The sequence below is a fragment of the Streptomyces sp. NBC_00726 genome (assembly GCF_045161735.1).
Taxonomy (GTDB): Bacteria; Actinomycetota; Actinomycetes; order Streptomycetales; family Streptomycetaceae; genus Streptomyces.
Map to the genome: position 1 here is coordinate 4,478,431 of NZ_CP108983.1, position 19,539 is coordinate 4,497,969.

At 71.6% G+C, this 19,539-nt stretch carries 17 protein-coding genes; 14 read left to right on the top strand and 3 right to left on the bottom strand.

The annotated features are described in order from the left end of the window. Positions 1-411: 411 nt before the first annotated feature. The 6 genes from OG338_RS20165 to OG338_RS20190 all read left to right on the top strand — a co-directional run bounded on the left by OG338_RS20165 (position 412) and on the right by OG338_RS20190 (position 7,508). A complete protein-coding gene (locus OG338_RS20165) occupies positions 412-2,043 on the top strand; it encodes an ABC transporter substrate-binding protein (RefSeq protein WP_405938656.1) in 1,632 nt (543 codons plus the stop codon). A 99-nt stretch (positions 2,044-2,142) separates the two neighbouring features. Then, a complete protein-coding gene (locus OG338_RS20170) occupies positions 2,143-3,066 on the top strand; it encodes an ABC transporter permease (protein WP_405938657.1) in 924 nt (307 codons plus the stop codon). Beyond that, on the top strand, positions 3,059-4,033 hold the full coding sequence (locus OG338_RS20175; protein WP_405938658.1) for an ABC transporter permease: 975 nt from the start codon (positions 3,059-3,061) through the stop codon (positions 4,031-4,033). Before OG338_RS20170 ends, OG338_RS20175 begins: the two co-directional genes overlap by 8 nt. A 13-nt stretch (positions 4,034-4,046) precedes the next feature. Next, positions 4,047-5,024 carry an ABC transporter ATP-binding protein gene (locus OG338_RS20180; RefSeq protein ID WP_405938659.1) on the top strand — a complete coding sequence of 326 codons (978 nt, stop codon included), beginning with the start codon at positions 4,047-4,049 and terminating at the stop codon, positions 5,022-5,024. Continuing rightward, on the top strand, positions 5,014-6,273 hold the full coding sequence (locus tag OG338_RS20185; RefSeq protein ID WP_405938660.1) for an ABC transporter ATP-binding protein: 1,260 nt from the start codon (positions 5,014-5,016) through the stop codon (positions 6,271-6,273). Before OG338_RS20180 ends, OG338_RS20185 begins: the two co-directional genes overlap by 11 nt. 179 nt (positions 6,274-6,452) lie before the next feature. Next, positions 6,453-7,508 carry a hypothetical protein gene (locus OG338_RS20190; RefSeq protein ID WP_405938661.1) on the top strand — a complete coding sequence of 352 codons (1,056 nt, stop codon included), beginning with the start codon at positions 6,453-6,455 and terminating at the stop codon, positions 7,506-7,508. 14 nt (positions 7,509-7,522) lie between these two features. On the opposite strand, the gene OG338_RS20195 is transcribed toward OG338_RS20190, so the two are convergent. Next, positions 7,523-9,604, bottom strand: coding sequence for an alpha/beta fold hydrolase (locus OG338_RS20195; RefSeq protein ID WP_405940479.1), 2,082 nt, complete (start codon positions 9,602-9,604; stop codon positions 7,523-7,525). Between the two features lie 209 nt (positions 9,605-9,813). Here OG338_RS20195 and OG338_RS20200 point away from each other — a divergent pair, with 209 nt between their 5' ends. The 8 genes from OG338_RS20200 (at position 9,814) to OG338_RS20235 (ending at position 17,435) form a co-directional block, all read left to right on the top strand. After that, positions 9,814-10,008, top strand: coding sequence for a hypothetical protein (locus tag OG338_RS20200; RefSeq protein ID WP_018100847.1), 195 nt, complete (start codon positions 9,814-9,816; stop codon positions 10,006-10,008). Positions 10,009-10,060: 52 nt separating this feature from the next. After that, complete coding sequence (gene mshB, locus OG338_RS20205; protein WP_405938662.1) at positions 10,061-10,960, top strand: N-acetyl-1-D-myo-inositol-2-amino-2-deoxy-alpha-D-glucopyranoside deacetylase; 900 nt, start codon at positions 10,061-10,063, stop codon at positions 10,958-10,960. After that, positions 10,957-11,409 carry a DUF6113 family protein gene (locus tag OG338_RS20210; RefSeq protein WP_405938663.1) on the top strand — a complete coding sequence of 151 codons (453 nt, stop codon included), beginning with the start codon at positions 10,957-10,959 and terminating at the stop codon, positions 11,407-11,409. Before mshB ends, OG338_RS20210 begins: the two co-directional genes overlap by 4 nt. A 419-nt stretch (positions 11,410-11,828) precedes the next feature. Beyond that, positions 11,829-13,724 (top strand): hypothetical protein, encoded by a 1,896-nt coding sequence (locus tag OG338_RS20215; protein ID WP_405938664.1) that lies wholly within the window; start codon positions 11,829-11,831, stop codon positions 13,722-13,724. Positions 13,725-13,964: 240 nt separating this feature from the next. Next, positions 13,965-14,903 (top strand): ABC transporter ATP-binding protein, encoded by a 939-nt coding sequence (locus tag OG338_RS20220; protein ID WP_405938665.1) that lies wholly within the window; start codon positions 13,965-13,967, stop codon positions 14,901-14,903. Beyond that, positions 14,897-15,652, top strand: a complete 756-nt coding sequence (locus OG338_RS20225) for an ABC transporter permease (RefSeq protein WP_405938666.1) — start codon at positions 14,897-14,899, stop codon at positions 15,650-15,652. Before OG338_RS20220 ends, OG338_RS20225 begins: the two co-directional genes overlap by 7 nt. Further along, positions 15,649-16,827, top strand: coding sequence for a sensor histidine kinase (locus tag OG338_RS20230; protein ID WP_405938667.1), 1,179 nt, complete (start codon positions 15,649-15,651; stop codon positions 16,825-16,827). Before OG338_RS20225 ends, OG338_RS20230 begins: the two co-directional genes overlap by 4 nt. Continuing rightward, positions 16,824-17,435: a response regulator transcription factor gene (locus tag OG338_RS20235; RefSeq protein ID WP_405938668.1), complete on the top strand. Its 612-nt coding sequence runs from the start codon at positions 16,824-16,826 to the stop codon at positions 17,433-17,435. Before OG338_RS20230 ends, OG338_RS20235 begins: the two co-directional genes overlap by 4 nt. A gap of 29 nt (positions 17,436-17,464) precedes the next feature. Here the strand turns inward: OG338_RS20235 and OG338_RS20240 are convergent, their stop codons facing one another. Beyond that, complete coding sequence (locus OG338_RS20240; protein WP_405938669.1) at positions 17,465-18,220, bottom strand: response regulator; 756 nt, start codon at positions 18,218-18,220, stop codon at positions 17,465-17,467. Further along, positions 18,217-19,518, bottom strand: coding sequence for a sensor histidine kinase (locus OG338_RS20245; RefSeq protein WP_405938670.1), 1,302 nt, complete (start codon positions 19,516-19,518; stop codon positions 18,217-18,219). The genes OG338_RS20240 and OG338_RS20245 overlap by 4 nt, the downstream gene beginning before the upstream one ends. Positions 19,519-19,539 lie beyond the last annotated feature (21 nt).

Sequence of the window (19,539 nt, forward strand, 5' to 3'; positions counted from 1 at the left end):
CGAGCCGCCTTGGTCTGCTCTTTGGCACCTTGACCTATTCATGACCTTAACATGGCGAGTCCTTTGCCTTCCATTTACTCGTTCCAAGGCATATTGGCCTGCAATTCCATGCAATCCGGGCATTGAGTTCGATATCCGGGCGGCGCTGTCTCGGAATTCGTACATCCGCATGTGGTGCTATGCGGCCGATGCCGGTTCGTTGCTCCGTCGTTATCGCTTCGCCGCTCGTCAGAGGGGGTGGGGCCGCCCGTCGAGGTGTCGTGTCCGCGTCCGGAATCCGGTGTCCGGGCGCGTCCGCCGGGGCCCGGACGGGCGCCACGCTGCCCGAATGGGGGGAGTAGATATGCGTACACCCCGTTCTGAGGTGATATTTGACCTCACGTAAGACGGAGCACAATGAGGAGGCACTCCATGCGCGGAGCCACACACGTCAAGTGGGCCGCATGTGCGGCGGCCGTCGCCCTGGCGGCGACGGCCTGCGGCGGGGGCGACAGCGGTGGCGGTGGAGGTGGCGCCGACGGGATCGTCAGCTCGTCCTGGGGTGACCCGCAGAACCCGCTGGAGCCGGCCAACACCAACGAGGTGCAGGGCGGCAAGGTTCTCGACATGATCTTCCGGGGTCTGAAGAGGTACGACCCGAAGACCGGCGAGGCCATCAACATGCTGGCCGACAAGATCGAGACCGAGGACAACCAGAACTTCACCGTCACGGTGAAGGACGGCTGGACCTTCAGCAACGGCGAGAAGATCACCGCCTCGTCCTTCGTGGACGCCTGGAACTACGGCGCGGTCCTGAAGAACAACCAGAAGAACGCCTACTTCTTCGGCTACATCGACGGCTACGACAAGGTCCACCCGGAGTCCGGGAAGGCCAGTGCCACCAAGCTGTCCGGCCTCAAGGTCGTGGACGACAAGACCTTCACGGTCAAGCTGTCGCAGAAGTTCTCGCTGTGGCCCGACACCCTCGGCTACCCGGCCTTCGCGCCGCTCCCCAAGACCTTCTTCACGGACCACGCGTCCTGGCTCAAGAAGCCCATCGGCAACGGCCCGTACACCATCGACAAGTACACCAAGGGCTCCTCGATGAGCCTGCGCAAGTGGGACGACTACCCCGGGGACGACAAGGCGCAGAACGGCGGTATCGACCTCAAGGTCTACACCGACAACAACACCGCCTACACCGACCTGACGGCCGGCAACCTCGACCTCGTGGACGACGTGCCCGCCTCGCAGCTCAAGAACGTCAAGTCGGACCTCGGTGACCGCTACATCAACACCCCGGCCGGCATCATCCAGACCCTCGCCTTCCCGTTCTACGACAAGAACTGGAACACCCCCGGCGCGATCAAGGTCCGCCAGGGCCTGTCGATGGCGATCAACCGCGCCCAGATCACCGACCAGATCTTCCAGAAGACCCGCACCCCCGCGTCCGACTGGACCTCCCCGGTCCTCGGCGAGGAAGGCGGCTTCAAGAAGGGGCTCTGCGGCAAGGAGTGCACGTACGACGCCGCCGAGGCCAAGAAGATGATCGAGGACGGCGGCGGCATCCCCGGCGGTCAGCTCAAGATCTCGTACAACGCGGACACCGGCTCCCACAAGGAATGGGTCGACGCCGTCTGCAACAGCATCAACAAGGTCATGGGTGACAACAAGGCGTGCGTGGGCGCCCCCGTCGGCACCTTCGCCGACTTCCGCAGCCAGGTCTCCCAGCAGAAGCTGCACGGCGCCTGGCGCGCGGGCTGGCAGATGGACTACCCGCTCATCCAGAACTTCCTCCAGCCCGTGTACTACACCAACGCCTCGTCCAACGACGGCAAGTGGAGCAACAAGCAGTTCGACGACCTCGTGGACAAGGCCAACGCCGAGTCAGACAAGGCCAAGGCCGTCTCCACCTTCCAGGACGCCGAGAAGGTGATGGTCCAGCAGATGCCCGTCATTCCGCTCTGGTACCAGAACGGCAGCGCCGGCTACTCGGAGAACGTCACCAACGTCTCGCTGAACCAGTTCAGCGTCCCGGTGTACGAGCAGATCAAGGTCAAGTAACGGACGAAGCCGGGTGACCCGTGCGGTGACGCACCGGCCGCCCGGCTTCCCCGTCCCCCGACTCCCGAGCCTCCGCCCCCGCGACCCCCGGAGCCCTTCATGGGACGTTATGTGATCCGGCGGCTGCTGCAGATGATCCCGGTCTTCTTCGGCACCACGCTGTTGATCTTCCTGATGGTGAACGTGATGGGTGACCCCATCGCGGGCCTCTGCGGCGACCGCCAGTGCGACCCGGCGACCGCCGCCCAACTCCGCGCGGAATTCGGCCTCGACAAGCCGGTGTGGCAGCAATACCTCACCTACATGGGCAACGTCTTCACCGGCGACTTCGGCACCGCGTTCAACGGGCAGGAGGTCACCGAGCTGATGGGCACCGCCTTCCCCATCACCATCCGCCTCACCCTCGTCGCGATCGTCTTCGAGATCGTCATCGGCATCAGCCTCGGCGTCGTCACCGGGCTGCGCCGCGGCCGGCCCGTCGACACCACCGTCCTCATCCTGACGCTGATCGTGATCTCCATCCCGACCTTCGTCACCGGTCTGCTGCTCCAGCTGCTCCTGGGCGTCGAGTGGGGTGTCATCAAACCGTCCGTCTCGCCCGAGGCCCCCCTGAACGAGCTGATCATCCCGGGCCTGGTGGTCGCCTCCGTCTCACTGGCGTACGTCACCCGGCTCACCCGGACCTCGATCGCCGAGAACACCCGCGCCGACTACGTCCGCACCGCGACCGCCAAGGGGCTGCCCCGGCGCCGCGTGGTCATCCGCCATCTGCTGCGCAACTCGCTGATCCCGGTCGTCACCTTCATCGGTACGGACGTGGGCGCCCTGATGGGCGGGGCGATCGTCACCGAGCGGATCTTCAACATCCACGGCGTCGGCTACCAGCTCTACCAGGGCATCCTCCGCCAGAACTCGCAGACCGTCGTCGGCTTCGTCACCGTCCTGGTGCTGGTCTTCCTGGCGGCCAACCTGATCGTCGACCTCCTCTACGCCGTACTCGACCCGAGGATCCGCTATGCCTGAGCAGACACCGGACGAGGCGATCTCGGCCGCCGGAGCCGGCGGGCCCACGGACCTCGCGCTCGCGGAGGGCGACAGCCTGGAGAAGACCCCCGGCGGCCCGGACGGCACCGGCCCGGACACCAAGGCGCAGAGCCTGTGGTCCGACGCCTGGCGCGACCTGCGCCGCAACCCGGTCTTCATCATCTCCGCGCTGATCATCCTGTTCCTGGTGGTCATCTCGATCTGGCCGCAGCTCATCGCCTCCGGCGACCCGCTCGACTGCGACCTCGGCAAGGCCCAGCAGAGCTCCCAGCCCGGCCACCCCTTCGGCTACGACGGACAGGGCTGCGACGTCTACACCCGCGTCGTCTACGGCGCCCGCAACTCCGTCACCGTCGGCATCTGCTCCACCCTCGGCGTCGCCCTGATCGGCAGCGTCCTCGGCGGCCTCGCGGGGTTCTTCGGCGGCTGGTGGGACGCGCTCCTGTCCCGGCTCACCGACATCTTCTTCGGCATCCCCGTCGTCCTCGGCGGCCTGGTCTTCCTCTCCGTGGTGACCAGCTCCACCGTCTGGCCGGTGATCGGCTTCATCGTGCTGCTCGGCTGGCCGCAGATCGCCCGCATCGCCCGCGGCTCCGTCATCACCGCCAAGCACAACGACTACGTGCAGGCGGCCCGGGCCCTCGGCGCCTCCAACAGCCGGATGATGCTGCGCCACATCGCGCCGAACGCCGTCGCCCCGGTCATCGTCGTGGCGACCATCGCGCTGGGTACGTACATCTCGCTGGAGGCGACCCTGTCGTTCCTCGGCGTCGGCCTGAAGCCGCCCGCCGTCTCCTGGGGCATCGACATCTCCGCCGCGTCCCAGTACATCCGCAACGCCCCGCACATGCTCCTCTGGCCCGCCGGCGCGCTGGCGGTGACGGTGCTGGCCTTCATCATGCTCGGCGACGCGGTGCGCGACGCCCTCGACCCCAAGCTGCGCTGAGGAGTCCGCTGCCATGTTGCTCGAAGTGCGCGATCTGCACGTGGAGTTCCACACCCGGGACGGGGTCGTGAAGGCCGTCAACGGGGTCAACTACTCGGTGGCCGAGGGCGAGACGCTGGCGGTGCTCGGCGAATCGGGCTCCGGCAAGTCGGTCACCGCGCAGGCGGTCATGGGCATCCTCGACATGCCCCCGGGAAAGATCCCGCAGGGCGAGATCCTGTTCAAGGACCGCGACCTGCTGACCATGAAGAAGGAGGAGCGCCGGAAGATCCGCGGCCAGGAGATGGCCATGATCTTCCAGGACGCGCTGTCCTCCCTCAACCCCGTCCTGACCGTCGGCGAGCAGCTCGGCGAGATGTACGTCGTGCACCGCGGGATGTCCCGCAAGGACGCGAGGGCCAAGGCCGTCGAGCTGATGGACCGGGTCCGCATCCCGGCCGCCAAGGAGCGCGTCGGCAACTATCCGCACCAGTTCTCCGGCGGTATGCGCCAGCGCATCATGATCGCGATGGCGCTCGCCCTGGAGCCCTCCCTGATCATCGCGGACGAGCCGACCACCGCCCTCGACGTCACCGTCCAGGCCCAGGTGATGGACCTCCTCGCGGAACTCCAGCGCGAACTGAACATGGGCCTGATCCTCATCACCCACGACCTCGGCGTGGTCGCAGACGTCGCCGACAAGATCGCCGTGATGTACGCGGGCCGCATCGTCGAGACCTCGCCCGTGCACGACATCTACAAGGCGCCCGCCCATCCGTACACCAAGGGCCTGCTGGCCTCCATCCCGCGCCTGGACCAGAAGGGCCAGGAGCTGTACGCGATCAAGGGCCTGCCGCCCAACCTGCTGCACATCCCGCCCGGCTGCGCCTTCAACCCGCGCTGCCCGATGGCCCAGGACGTCTGCCGCACCGACGTGCCGCCGCTGTACGACGTGGCCGAGCACCGACAGAGCGCCTGCCACTTCTGGAAGGAGACGCTCGATGCACGCTGACCACTCGGGGCGCAAGGAAGCGCGCGAGGAGGGCGAGACCGCGCGCACCCTGCTGTCCAAGTCGCGCCGGGAGAGCGCGTACGCGGGCGGCGAGCCGATCCTGGAAGTGCGCGACCTGGTCAAGCACTACCCGCTGACCCAGGGCATCCTCATCAAGAAGCAGGTCGGCGCGGTCAAGGCCGTCGACGGGGTCACCTTCGACCTCGGGGCCGGCGAGACGCTGGGCGTCGTGGGGGAGTCCGGCTGCGGCAAGTCGACGGTCGCCCGGCTGCTCGTGCACCTGGAGAAGCCGACGGCCGGCGCCATCCGCTACAAGGGCGAGGACATCACCAAGCTGTCCGGCCGCGCGCTGAAGGCCGTCCGCCGCAACATCCAGATGGTGTTCCAGGACCCGTACACCTCGCTCAACCCGCGCATGACGGTGGGCGACATCATCGGGGAGCCGTACGAGATCCACCCGGAGGTCGCCCCGAAGGGCAGCCGGCGCCGCAAGGTGCAGGAGCTGCTGGACGTCGTCGGGCTCAACCCGGAGTACATCAACCGCTATCCGCACCAGTTCTCCGGCGGTCAGCGCCAGCGCATCGGCATCGCCCGCGGCCTGGCGCTCAACCCGGAGATCATCGTCGCCGACGAACCCGTCTCCGCGCTCGACGTCTCCGTCCAGGCCCAGGTCGTCAACCTGCTGGACCGGCTCCAGGCCGAGTTCAACCTGAGCTACGTCTTCATCGCGCACGACCTCTCCATCGTGCGGCACATCTCGGACCGGGTCGGCGTGATGTATCTCGGCCGGTTCGTGGAGATCGGCACCGACGCGGAGATCTACGACCACCCCACGCACCCGTACACACAGGCGCTGCTCTCCGCCGTGCCGGTGCCGGACCCGGCGGCGCGCGAGTTCCGCGAGCGGATCATCCTGCACGGCGACGTGCCCTCGCCCGCCAATCCGCCCTCCGGCTGCCGCTTCCGTACGCGCTGCTGGAAGGCCCAGGAGCGGTGCGCGCTGGAGGTGCCGCTGCTGGCGGTCCCCGCGGCGTTCCAGGATGTGGACACCCCGGCCCGGCACGCCTCCGCCTGCCACTTCGCGGAGGAGAAGCGGGTGGTCCCGCCGGAAGGCACCCTCGACGCGGTGCCGGGGGAGGACGGCCAGGAGGAGGCGGCCGCACGGGCGGCGGAGACCGCGGAGCGGCCCGGCCCGGCGGACCGCGACGAGGGCCCGCCCCCGCCCTCCGGGAGCAGCCGGGCCGTCTGACGCGGCGTTAACACGCGGGCAACGTCCCCGATATACGGACGCGGCACCATCGACAACGTACGGCCGTGCGGGTGCCGTGGAACCGGCCGGCGGGGTGTGACGCCCCCCGGCCGGTCGCCGTACAGGCGGCTGCGCGGGCCCCCTTGTCCGGAGCGCGGACGCACGGAAGTATCGCCGGTGTGATACTCACCCGCGGAGCAAGAGTCACCGGAGCCGCTCTGTCCGCCGTACTGGCGGTGATCGTCGCGTGCTGGCTGATACGGGACGTCGACGCGCTGGGATTCGGCCAAGTGTGGCGGTACTGGTCCGGGCTGTACGACGCCCGGCTGCCGACCGTCCCCACCACCTCGGGCACGGACCTCGTGCTGTTCGTGGTGTACGTGGCCGTCGCCGTGGCCGCGCTCCGCGCCGCGTCCGCCGCGTCCGCGCTCGTCGCCGCCGGGGTGGTCACCGTCACCGTGCGGCTCCCCGGGCTCTGGACCATCGACAACCGCCGGATGGCCGCCGCGTACTCCGACGACCTGCGCTCCCGGGCCCTGATCTGCGCGTTCGTCGCCATCGCCGCGGCCGTCGCGATGATCATCACCGCCGGGGCGGGCCGCCGGCCGCCCGCCGACTCCTACGAGCGGACCCCGGCCGGTCCGGGCCCCGGCGCGGGCGTGTCGGCCTTCCTGGCGCTGTGCGGCGGCGGGGCCGTGCTGATCGCCTGGGAGATCCGCCAGGTCGCCCGGGACCCCGGGTTCTTCCCCGACTGGTACGTGGGCGGTGACCGGATCGCGCAGTATCTGACCGGTCCGCCGCCGGGCTGGGGCACCGTGATGCTCGCCCTGTTCTGCGGGTTCGCCGGGATCAGCGCCGTGGCCCGGGCCCCGCACGCCCGCCCGTTCGGCCTGGTGGCCGCGGCGGTGCTGCTGCCCGGCGGGGTGTTCGGGGTGGTCCGGATCGTGCACTACGACATGCTGGACCGCTTCGGCGACCTGTCGACCGAGTTCCAGCTCAGCCTGCTCAGCTCGTTCTTCCAGGTGCTCGCCGCCCTGGCCGCGCTCATCGCCCTCGCCGTGCCGGGCCCGGTCCGCGCCCCGGGCCAGGACCCCTGGACCGGCACCGGACCGGGCTGGGGCCCCACACCGGCCACGCCCCCGCACCTCGGACAGCGGCCCGGCTACGGCCACCCGCAGGGCGGCGGCGGCTTCGGCCCGCCCCCGCCGCCCTCGCAGCCGCCGCCCGGCTGGTAGCCGGGACCGCCCCCTCAGAGCCCCAGCGACCGCTTCAGGAAGTCCACCTGGAGCAGCAGCAGATTCTCGGCCACGTTCTCCTGCGGGGTCATATGGGTCACCCCGCTGAGCGGCAGCACCTCGTGCGGCCGGCCCGCGGCCAGCAGCGCCGAGGACAGCCGCAGGCTGTGCGCGACGACCACGTTGTCGTCCGCGAGCCCGTGGATGATCATCATGGGCCGTACCTGCTCGGCCGCGTGCGACAGCCCCTCGTCGGTGATCAGCGAGTTGTACGCGTACACCTCCGGGCTCCGCGCCGGGTCGCCCAGGTAGCGCTCGGAGTAGTGGGTGTCGTAGAGCCGCTGGTCGGTCACCGGGGCGCCGACCACCGCCGCGTGGAAGACGTCCGGCCGCCGCAGCGCGGCCAGCCCGGCCAGGAAGCCGCCGAACGACCAGCCCCGGATGGCCACCCGGTCCAGATCCAGCGGGAAGCGGTCCGCGAGCGCGTGCAGGGCGTCCACCTGGTCGTCCAGGCTGAGGGTCAGATTGTCCTTGACCGCCTTCTCCCAGGCCGGCGAGCGACCGGGCGTGCCGCGCCCGTCCGCGACGATCACCGCGAAGCCCTGGTCCGCGAACCACTGCGAGGTGAGATGCGGGTTGTGGGCGGCCGCGACCCGCCGGCCGTGCGGTCCGCCGTACGGGTCCATGAGGACCGGAAGCGGACCGTCCGACTCCGAGTACCCGGTGGGGAGCAACACGGCGCACGGAATCCGCCGTGCGCCCCCTTCGGTGAACACCGGCCGCGCGGTCAGCACGGGGCGCTCCGCACGGTTCTCCACGACGGCGACCTCCTTGCCGTCCCGCAGCACCCGCGCCGTCGACCCGGGCCGCTCCGGCACCGCCGAGACCAGCACCGTCACCCGGCCCGACCGGACCGCCGTATGCACCCCGACGCCCTCGGAGACCCGCTCCACACCCAGCTCGTTGACCCGGTACACATGGGTCTCGCCGGTCTCCGGCTCGTCCGCCGTCTCGCCCGCCGACGCCGACACCAGGACATCGGAGTCCCCGATGTCCAGCACCGACTGGATGTGCAGCCGGCCCCGGGTCAGCGTCCGGTCGCCGACCGCGAGCCGCCGCGCCCCGCCCTCGTCCGTGATCCGCACGAGCCGCCCGTCCGGCGCCCACGCGGGCACCCCGGAGAACAGCTCCAGCCAGACCGGGTCCTCGTCCGCGTGCACGGTCCGGGTCGCCCCGGTCTCCGGGTCCACCGCCAGATACAGCTGGCTCCGCTGGTCCCGGGCCTGGACGAGAAGGAGCGGAGCCCCGTACGAGGACCAGTGCACCCGCGCCAGATACGGGAACCGCTCTCGGTCCCACACCACTTCGGTGCGCTTGCCGGCCAGGTCCACGACCTGGAGCCCCACCTCCGCGTTGGGCGTGCCCGCCGCCGGGTACGCGACCTCGGCAGGCTTGCGCTCCGGGTGCGCGGGGTCCGCGATCCACCACCGCTGGATGGGGCTGTCGTCCACCCGGGCCACGAGCAGCCGGTCCGAGTCCGGCGACCACCAGAAGCCCTGGAAGCGGTGCATCTCCTCGGCCGCGATGAACTCCGCGAGCCCGTACGTGACATGGCCGTCCTCCGGCTCCGCGAGCGCCCGGTCCGCCGCGCCGTCCACCCCGACCACGCGCAGGGCACCCTTGGACACATAGGCGACGTGTCGCCCGTCCGGGGAGGGGCGCGGATCGATCACCGGGCCGGGAACGGGCAGTGCGCGCGCCGTGCCCGCGCCCAGATCGGCGACGTACACCTTCCCCGAGAGCGCGAACGCGGCCAACTCGGCGGCCCCGTCCAGCGCGTAGCCCACGATCCCCGAGGAGCCCTCGCGGCTGCGCTCCCGCCGGGCGCGCTCCTGCGCCGACAGACGCTCCGGTGAACCGCCCAGCAGCGCCTGCGGATCGGCGACCAGGCGTTCTCGCGGTCCGGAGCCCTCGTCCAGGTCCAGCGCCCAGAGCTGCCCCGAGCGGTCCGTACCCGAAGCCGAGCGCAGGTAGACCACGCGTCCACCGTCGGGTGACACCGTGAACGCACGGGGTGCCCCGAGGGTGAATCTCATGGTCCGGGCCTGCTGGAGCGGAAACGTGATCTCTGACGAAGTCATGCGCCGAACCTATCGACCCGCGCCCGTCCGTGCGCCCCTCGTGCTGCTGTGCCCCGAACAATGCGTTGCCACGGATAGTTATGATCCGTAGCGCTCGGTGGGTATGAACCTGCTGGCTCCATGCGTGCTGCCCGTCCCGACCGTACAGATGGAGGTGAACCGCCGTGGCGCTCTCGATTTCGGCGGTGGTGCTGCTGGCGATCATCGTCTTCCTGCTGATCCGGAAGTCCGGACTGAAGGGAGGACATGCGGTCGTCTGCGCGCTGCTCGGTTTCTATCTCGCCAGTTCGTCCATCGCACCCACCATCTCGGAGCTGACCACGAATGTGGCGGGCATGATCGGCGGCATCAAGTTCTGACCCGGTCACCCGTCGGCGGGCGCTCGTGCCGCCGGCTCGTAGGGTGGTCCCCATGACGGACCTTCCCGCCCGGCGGCTGCTCCTGGTGCACGCGCACCCGGACGACGAGTCGATCAACAACGGCGCCACCATGGCCAGGTACGCGGCCGAGGGCGCCCTGGTCACGCTGGTGACCTGCACGCTCGGCGAGGAGGGCGAGATCATCCCGCCCTCGCTCGCCCGGCTCGCCGCCGACCGCGACGACGCCCTGGGCCCGTACCGCGGCGGCGAACTCGCGGCGGCCATGAAGGAGCTGGGCGTCACCGACCACCGCTTCCTCGGCGGGCCCGGCCGCTACCGGGACTCCGGGATGATGGGCGCCGAGCAGAACAGCCGCCCCGGCGCCTTCTGGTCCGCCGATGTGGACGAGGCCGCCGGACACCTCGCCGCCGTCATCCGCGAGGTGCGCCCCCAGGTCCTGGTGACGTACGACCCCGACGGGGGCTACGGGCACCCCGACCACATCCAGGCCCACCGCGTCGCCACCCGCGCCGCGGAGCTGGCCGCCGACGCCGCGCACCGGCCCGGTTCCGGCGCCCCGCACACCGTCGCGAAGGTCTACTGGAACCGGGTGCCGCGCCCGGTCGCCGAGGAGGGCTTCGCCGCGCTGCGCGCCCAGGCCCCGGACGCGTTCCCGGGGATCGCCGCGATCGGCGACGTACCGGGTGTGGTGGACGACGACCGGATCACCACCGTGATCGACGGCGCCGGATACGAGGCCGCGAAGACCGCCGCGATGCGGGCGCACGCCACCCAGATCGCCGTCCAGGGGCCCTGGTTCGCCCTGTCGAACGATCTCGGGCAGCCCGTCTTCACCACGGAGTACTACGAGTTGGTCAGCGGCACGCCGGGCGCCCCGGCGGGCGAACGCGAACGCGATCTCTTCGCGGGTGTGCCGGGGGCGGACCGATGAGCGACAGCAGGGCGCGGGCCGGCGGCGACCGGACGAGCGCACAGAAGCGGGACATTCCGGCCAGTGGTCTGGCCGCACCCCTCAACCCCGCCCGGATCGCCGCCCTGTTCGGGCTCGCGGTCCTCGGCGCCGTCGTGGGCATCGCCGGAACGCTCGTCCAGGCCGCCTGGTTCCCCGGCGGCCTGCTCATCGCGCTGGCGGCGGCGGCCGGCCTCTTCCATGGCGGGCGCACGCTGACGGGCACCCAGCCCGGGGCTGTGGCGCCGGCGGCGGGGTGGCTGATTTCGATCGTCTTTCTGCTCAGCGGGCGGCCCGAAGGGGACTATGTCTTCGGTGACGCGCTCGGCCTCGGGCTCTTCATGCTGGGCGGAATGGGCATCGCTGTGATCTGCGCCACCATGCCGCGATCATCCGGGCAGCGGTCCGAAAGCGGCCGACCTGCCAAGTAATGTGCTCCGTCCGGTCCCGTAACGCCTTGTGCCCGCCCGGCGGGTGCGCGGTCGTTTCCCCCGGTCGCGGGGTGTGTACCGGCGGCGGCCAGTATGGTGGTTCGCGCGCCCGGGCTGTGGCACGGGGGAAGTACGGGCGGCGGAGCCAATCGGGAGAACCTGCTTTGAGTCGTGAAACTGACAGTTCGTCCTCCGGGCCCCAGGGCCGCGGAGGAGCCGCGTACCCCTCGGGTACGCCGCCGTACGGATCCCGCCAGTATCCGTCGACGCACCCGTCGCAGGACGCCCCGGAAGGGTCCCGGGAACCCGACGGCGCGGGCCTGCCCGACGAGCCGAAGACCGAGACGACGCTGACGACGCGCATCCGGATCAACATCCCGGGCTCGCGCCCCATCCCGCCTGTTGTCATGCGTACGCCCATGAGTGACGCCGAGAGCGAGGGCGAGCGCACCGGCTCGACCCCGCGTCCGGGCGCCTCCGCGCCGGGCGGCGCACCGCAGACGCCCCACGCACCGGCCGCGGAGTCCGGCGACGACGCGGGTCCGGCGGAGCCGGAGAAGCCGGCCAAGGAGAAGAGCGGCGGCAGCGACTGGTTCGCCCCGCGCAAGCCCCCGGCAGCCGCGAAGCCGCCGACGAGCGACGGCCCCGGCGACACGGATGGGGCGGGCTTCCCGGGGGTGGGTGGCGCGGGTGCGTCGGGTGCTCCCGGTGGGCTTGGTGCTTCCGGCGGGCCTGGCGGTGCTGGTGGGCCGGGCGGGCCTGGTGTTACGGGTGGGCCCGGTGCCCCCAACAGCCCCGCTGGTCCGGGCGCACCCGGACCCGGCGGGCCCGGCCGTGTCTCCCCGCCCTCCGGCCCCCGTACCGACCTGCCGTACTTCTCGGACGGGCCGCAGCGCGACTTCCCGGAGGGGCCCGGCGAGGGCCCCGGCGGCCCGCGTGCCACCCCCGACCTCGGCGTGCGTACGCCCGGCCCGGCCGGCCCCACCACGGGCCCGGCGGCCGGAAGTTCGCCGCTCACCCCGAACCTCGACGGCCCCGGTCCCTTCCCGCCGGGCCCCGGCCCGTTCCCTCCGGGCCCCGGTCCGCTGAACACGGGCGGCCCAGGGCAGGGCGGTGTGCCGCCGCGCATGTCCGACGACACCGCGATCCTCACCCCGCAGTTCGCCCCGCCCCCGGGCGGCCCCGGCGGCAACGTCTCGGGTGACACGCTGAACAGCGGCATCCCCGTCGTGCCCGGCGGCCGGAGCATCCCGGGCGACCCGATGGGCACCGGGCCGGGTGGACCGGGTGGCCCCGGGGGCCCCGGAAGCGCGGCGCCGAAGCCGGCCGCCGCGGCCCGGCCCGCGCCGAAGCCCGCGCCCGCCAAGAAGGGCCGCTCGAAGCTGGTCCTGCTCGGCGCGGCGGTCGTCTGCCTGCTCGGTGTCGCGTACGGCGCCGGACTCCTGATGAACCACTCCGACGTGCCCAAGGGCACCACCGTCCTCGGCGTCGACATCGGCGGCGGCACCAAGGAGGACGGCGTCGAGAAGCTGGACGCCGCGCTCGCCAAGCGCGCCGCGACCCCGCTCAAGCTGACCGTGGACGGCAAGGAGACGCAGCTCGCCCCGGACAAGGCCGGGCTTTCCCTGGACAGCCAGGCCACCGTGCGCGCCGCGGCCGGCAGCGACTACAACCCGGTCTCCGTCATCGGCTCGCTGTTCGGCGGCGAGCGGACCGTCGAGCCGGTCTTCCCGGTGGACGAGGAGAAGCTGGGCGTCGCGCTCCAGGACCTGGCCGGCGGCTCCGGCACCGTGAAGGACGGGACCATCAGGTTCGAGCCCGGCAAGGCCGTCGCCGTACCGGGCAAGTCCGGCAAGACGATCGACGTCAACAAGTCGATGGGCTCCGTCCGGGACGCCTACCGCGCCCAGGTCGAGACCGGCAGCGCCAGGACCGTCGAACTGCCCGTGGTCACCAAGGAACCCACCATCACCCAGGCCGAACTGGACCGGGCGATGAAGGAGTTCGCGGAGCCCGCGATGTCCGGCCTGGTCACCATCAGGGCCGGCGGCAAGCAGATCCCGTTCGGCCCGGCGAAGTCGCTGCCGCAGATCCTGTCGATGAAGGCGGTCGACGGGAAGCTGGTCGACGTCTACGACAAGGAAGCGATCGACCGGCTCTGCGCCGGTGTCTTCGACGGCATCATGATCACCAAGGGTGACGGCAAGAAGCACCAGCTCAGCGCGGACGACGTGGCCTACGCGATGAAGGGCGCGCTGCTGGGGAAGACCCCCGCCGAGCGCACGGTCACCATCGACCTCGACGGCAACGGCTGACCCGCCCGCACCACGGCCCACCCGCCCCCGACCGGACCCCGGCCGGGGGCGGCGGCGTAAACAGGCGGAACCGGACCCCGGCCGGCGCGGCGGCTTCCCCGCAGCAGACCCCCGTACACCCGCTTGCCCCCGTACACCCGCTCCCGTACGCCCGTCATCCCCGGCACATGACATCTGTCATCCCGGATGCACGACCGCTGACCCTGCCGCGCACACCCCCCGGTCCGTCAGGCTGGACGCATGACAACGACAGCCACCGGAGCGACCGCGACGAGGACAGCGGTGGTCAGCTTCGACCAGGTCAGCAAGGTCTACGGGGACGTACGCGCCGTCGACGGGCTCACCTTGGACCTGCATCCCGGCGAGACCGTGGCGCTCCTCGGCCCCAACGGCGCCGGCAAGTCCTCCACCCTCGACCTCCTCCTCGGCCTGCGCACCGCCGACTCCGGCACGGTCAGCCTCTTCGGCACCACCCCGCAGGAGGCCATCAAGGCCGGCCGGGTCGGCGCCATGCTCCAGAGCGGCGGCCTGATGGAGGACGTCACCGTCGAGGAACTGGTCCGGCTCGCCTGCGATCTGCACCCGCGCCCGCACCCGGTCGGCGACGTGCTGGCCCGGGCGGGCGTCGCGTCGATCGCCGGCCGGATGGTCAACAAGCTCTCCGGCGGCCAGGAGCAGCGCGTACGGTTCGCGCTCGCCACCGCCGGCGCCAACGACCTCATCGTCCTGGACGAGCCGACGACCGGCATGGACGTCACCGCCCGCCAGGCGTTCTGGGCCACCATGCGCGAGCAGGCCGAGCAGGGCCGTACCGTCCTGTTCGCCACGCACTACCTGGAAGAGGCCGACGCGATCGCCGACCGCGTCCTGGTCCTGCACAAGGGCCGCCTCCTCGCCGACGGCACCGCCGCCGAGATCAAGGCGAAGGCCGGGGCCCGCCGGATCTCCTTCGAGCTGGAGGGCGCGATCGACCAGGACGCCCTGCGCGCCCTGCCGTTCCTCGCCTCGCTCGACGTCAACGGCCGCCGGGTGCGCATCCAGTCCCACAACGCCGACGCGACCGTCCACGCGGTCTACGGCCTCGGCCTCTACCCGCGTGAACTGGAAGTCGCCGGACTCGGCCTGGAACAGGCATTCGTCGCCATCACCGAGGCCGAGGAGGCCAAGACCCCATGCTGAATCTTTTTTCCGGGGCCCTGATCCGGCTCGAAGTCACCCGCACCCTGCGGAACAAGAAGTTCATGTTCTTCTCGGTCATCTACCCGTCGGTGATCTACCTGCTGATCTCCGGTACCCAGAACGACACCGACAAGATCCCGCACACCGATCTGACCCTCCAGTCCTTCTTCATGGTCTCCATGGCCTCCTTCGGCGCGCTGACCGCCGTCCTCATGGGCAACAGCGAGCGCATCGCCAAGGAGCGCGAGAAGGGCTGGGTGCGCCAGCTGCGGCTGACCGCGCTGCCCGGCCGGGGCTACGTCCTGGCGAAGATCGCCAGCGCCGCCATGGTCACCCTGCCATGCATCGTCGTGGTCTTCCTCGTCGCCGCCTCGGTCAAACACGTCCGCTTCGACGCCTGGCAGTGGTTCGCGCTGACCGGCGTCATCTGGGCCGGCTCCCTGGTCTTCGCCGCGCTCGGCGTCGCCATCGGCTACCTCGCCAGCGGGGACGCGGTCCGCCCGATCACGATGATCATCTACTTCGGGCTCTCCATCCTCGGCGGCCTCTGGATGCCCACCGCGACCTTCCCGCAGTGGCTCCAGAACATCTCCGAGTGGCTTCCCACACACGCGTACGCTGCACTCGGCCAGGCCGTCGAAATGGGCGGCGCGCCGCACGCCAAGGACGTCGCCGTCCTCTGTGTCTACTTCCTGCTCTTCGCGGGCGGCGCGGCCTGGCTCTACCGGAAGGACACCTTGAAGGCGTGAACGACGACGAGACGTCGGTGGGGCTCGGGCGGCCGCCAACGACCGCCCGGCAGGCCGGGGCCAAGCTGCTGTGGATCGGGATCTGGCTCGCCTTCATGAGCGCGCCGGTCAAGGACCTCGCCGACGGCAACCACACCCCGTGGGCGACCGCGCTCGGCGTCCTCGGGCTGCTGGTCTTCGTCGGCGCCTATCTGGTGCTGGTCTTCCGGCACACGTCGAAGGCGCTCGACCCCTTCCGGGTGCGGGCGTCGATCGCCTTCCTCGGGGCGGTCGCGGTGCTGATGTCGCTGACCCTCGGCAGGCCCTGGCTGGTCCTGTTCGTGTACGTGTCGGTCTCGGTCGGCGCCACGCTGCCGCTGCGGACCGCGCGCTGGCTGATCCCGGCCGTCACCGCCGTCCTGGTGGCCATCGGCCTGACCTACGAGAGCCCCCGCGAGACCATCACGGCCCTGGTCTTCCCGGCGCTGCTCGGCGGCTTCGCGATGACCGGTATCCGGCAGATGATCCGCACCACGATCGAGCTGCGCCAGGCCCGGGCCACCGTCGCGCAGCTCGCCGCCAACGAGGAGCGGCTGCGGCTCGCCCGCGACCTGCACGACCTGCTCGGCCACTCCCTCTCGCTGATCACCCTCAAGAGCGAGCTGGCCGGCCGGATGCTCCCCGACCGGCCCGAGCTGGCGGCCGCCCAGGTCGCGGACATCGAACAGGTCAGCCGCCAGGCCCTGGTGGACGTACGCAGCGCCGTCACCGGATACCGCAGGCCGACGCTCCCCGGCGAACTGGCCGGGGCCCGCACCGCGCTGGCCGCCGCCGGAGTCGACGCCGACATCCCGGCCGACGTCCCCGAGGGGCTGCCCGAGGAGGCGGAGGAGGTGCTGGCCTGGGGGCTGCGGGAGGCGGTCACCAATGTCGTACGCCACAGTGGTGCGCGCCGCTGCACGGTGACCCTGACGCCCCGCCAGACGCTGGACGGCCGGGTGCTCGAACTCACCGTCGCCGACGACGGCCGGGGCGGCACCGGAACCACGCCCGGCAACGGCCTCACCGGCCTCACCGAACGCCTGGCCTCCGTGGACGGCACCCTCACCACCCGGGCCACCCAGCCCCGTTCGGGCAAAGGCTTCACCATGGTCCTCAGCGTTCCGTTCGAATCCGGCCTAGGATCCGCGGAATGAGCATGATCAGACTTCTCCTCGCGGAGGACCAGTCCATGGTGCGCGAGGCCCTGGCGGCGCTCCTCGGCCTGGAACCGGACATCGAGGTGGTCGCGCAGGTCGCCCGCGGCGACGAGGTCCTGGCGGCGGCCCGGGAACACTCCGTCGACGTGGCCCTCCTGGACATCGAGATGCCCGGCATGACCGGGATCGAGGCGACGGCCCTGCTCCGCGAGGCCCTGCCGGACGTGAAGGTCGTCGTCGTCACGACGTTCGGCCGGCCCGGCTATCTGCGCCGCGCCATGGAGTCCGGCGCCGACGCCTTCCTCGTCAAGGACGCCCCCGCGTCCCAGCTCGCGGAAGCGGTACGCAAGGTGCTCGCCGGCGAACGCGTCATCGACCCCGGCCTGGCCGCCGCCGCCCTCGCCGACGGCGCGAACCCCCTCACCGACCGCGAACGCGAGGTGCTGCGCACCGCCGCGGACGGCTCGACCAACGCGGAGATCGCCGCCTCCCTCCACCTCTCCCAGGGCACCGTCCGCAACTACCTCTCCACGGCCATCCAGAAACTCGCCGCCCGCAACCGGGCCGAAGCGGTCCGCATGGCGAGGGAGAAGGGCTGGCTCTAGACGGGGCACCGGCGTGGCCGAGGGCGGCGTCACCGGCCCGGGGACACCAGCCCCGCCTCGTACGCGATGATGACCAGCTGCACCCGGTCCCGCGCCCCCAACTTGGCGAGCAGCCGGGTGAGATACGTCTTCGCCGTGGCGACGCTGATGACCAGGCGCTCCGCGATCTCCGCGTTCGAGAGCCCGCCGCCGACCAGGACCAGCACCTCCCGCTCCCGGCCGGTGATCGCGGTCAGCGGTGCCGGAGCCGGGGCGGAGGGCGAGGGCCGGGCCGCGAACTCCTTGATCAGCCGCCGGGTGACGCCCGGCGCGATCAGGGCGTCCCCGGAGGCCACCACCCGGACCGCCGCCAGGATGTCGTCCAGCGCCATGTCCTTGACCAGGAACCCGGCCGCGCCGGCGCGCAGCGCCCCGTACACGTAATCGTCGTCGTCAAACGTCGTCAGGACCACCACATGCGTCTCGCCGCCCTGCGCGGTGATGCGCTCGGTGGCCTCGATGCCGTCCATGCCGGGCATCCGGATGTCCATCACCACGACATCGGGGGCCAGCCGCGCGACCAGCCGAACCGCCTCCTCTCCCGTCCCCGCCTCGCCGGCCACCTCGATATCCGGGGTGTCCGCCATGACCATGCGCAACGCGGCCCGCACCAACGGCTGATCGTCCGCGAGCACGACGCGGACCGGGGGAGGGGCGGGCGCCCCGCCGTCCTCCGCACCGGCCACGCCCCGGGCGGCGTCGAGGGGCGCGCCGACGGGGGCTCCGGGCTGCCGGCCGCCGCTCATAGCGCCGCTCCCCGTGCCGGTATCGGCTCCGGCTCCGGCGGCACGGGTATCGCCTCCCGCGCGGGCTCCCGCCCGGGCACCGGCAGACAAGCAGTCACCCGGAAGCCCCCGCCCGGGCCCGGGCCGGCGGTGAACTCGCCGTGCAGCAGGGCCACCCGCTCCCGCATCCCGGCCAGGCCGAACCCGGGGGCCGCGCCGCGCCCCGCGCCACGACCGGCGCCACGATCAGGGCCCCGCCCCCGGTCCGTGACCTCGACGGTCAGCTCCTCCTCGCCGTACTCGACACGGACCCGGCAGGCGTCGGTCTCCGCATGGCGTACCACGTTGGTGACCGACTCCTGGACTATTCGGAACGCCGACAGCTCCAACTCGGGCGGCAGCGGACGCCGTTCCCCCCGCCAGTCCACCTCGACCCGGACCCCGGCGGCGGTCGTGGTCCGGGCCAGGCGGTCGATGTCGGGCAGGCCCTCGGTGGGGCGGAGGGGGGCGTTCTCGCGTTCCGCCGTGTCCTGACCGGGCCAGGTCTCGCGGAGCGCGCCCAGCATTCGGCGCAGCCCGGACAGCGTCTCCCGGCCCGCCGTCTCCACCGCGCTCATCGCCTCGCGGGCGGCCTCCGGCTGGGTGTGCACAACCCTGGCCGCGGCGCCCGCCTGGAGGGCGATGATGCCGACGCTGTGGGCCACCATGTCGTGCATCTCGCGGGCGATGCGCAGCCGTTCGGCGACGAGGGCCCGGTCCGTGGCGCGGGCCGTCAGGTCCGCGTCGTGCCTGCGGCTCTCGTACACGAAGCGGCCCATCAGCCATGCGACGACCGCCACCAGGGCGACGGCCAGCTCCGCCGACGTTCCGGCGGGCCACCCGGAGAGCGCCCGGCCGCCGACGAACGCAACCAGGACGGTCACCGACATGACGAGGGCGAGGACGCCCGTGCGCAAGGGGCGGGCGGCGGCCGTGAAGTACAGGGCGAGATCGACGGCCAGGAACTGCGCCAGGGGTATCTCCGCGACCCCGAGCGGCATCGTGGCGAGCGCGGAGGCGGCGAGCAGCACCGCCATGGCGCCCAGCGGCCGCCGGGTGAGCCACAGGCAGCCGGCCACGAGCAGTGCGGTGGACAGCAGATGGGTCAGCAGACCGTCCCAGCGGTAGAAGAGGACCCCGGGCAGGATCGACGCCTGCTGCTCGCCGGGCAGTCGCACCCGCATCAGCAGGGTCAGCACCATGCCCGCGAACCAGGCAGCCGCCACCCACGCACCGGGTGGGACGCGCTTGAGTAGGGGCAGCACGGGTGAGCTGGACATGTGCAGAGCGTAACCAGCCCC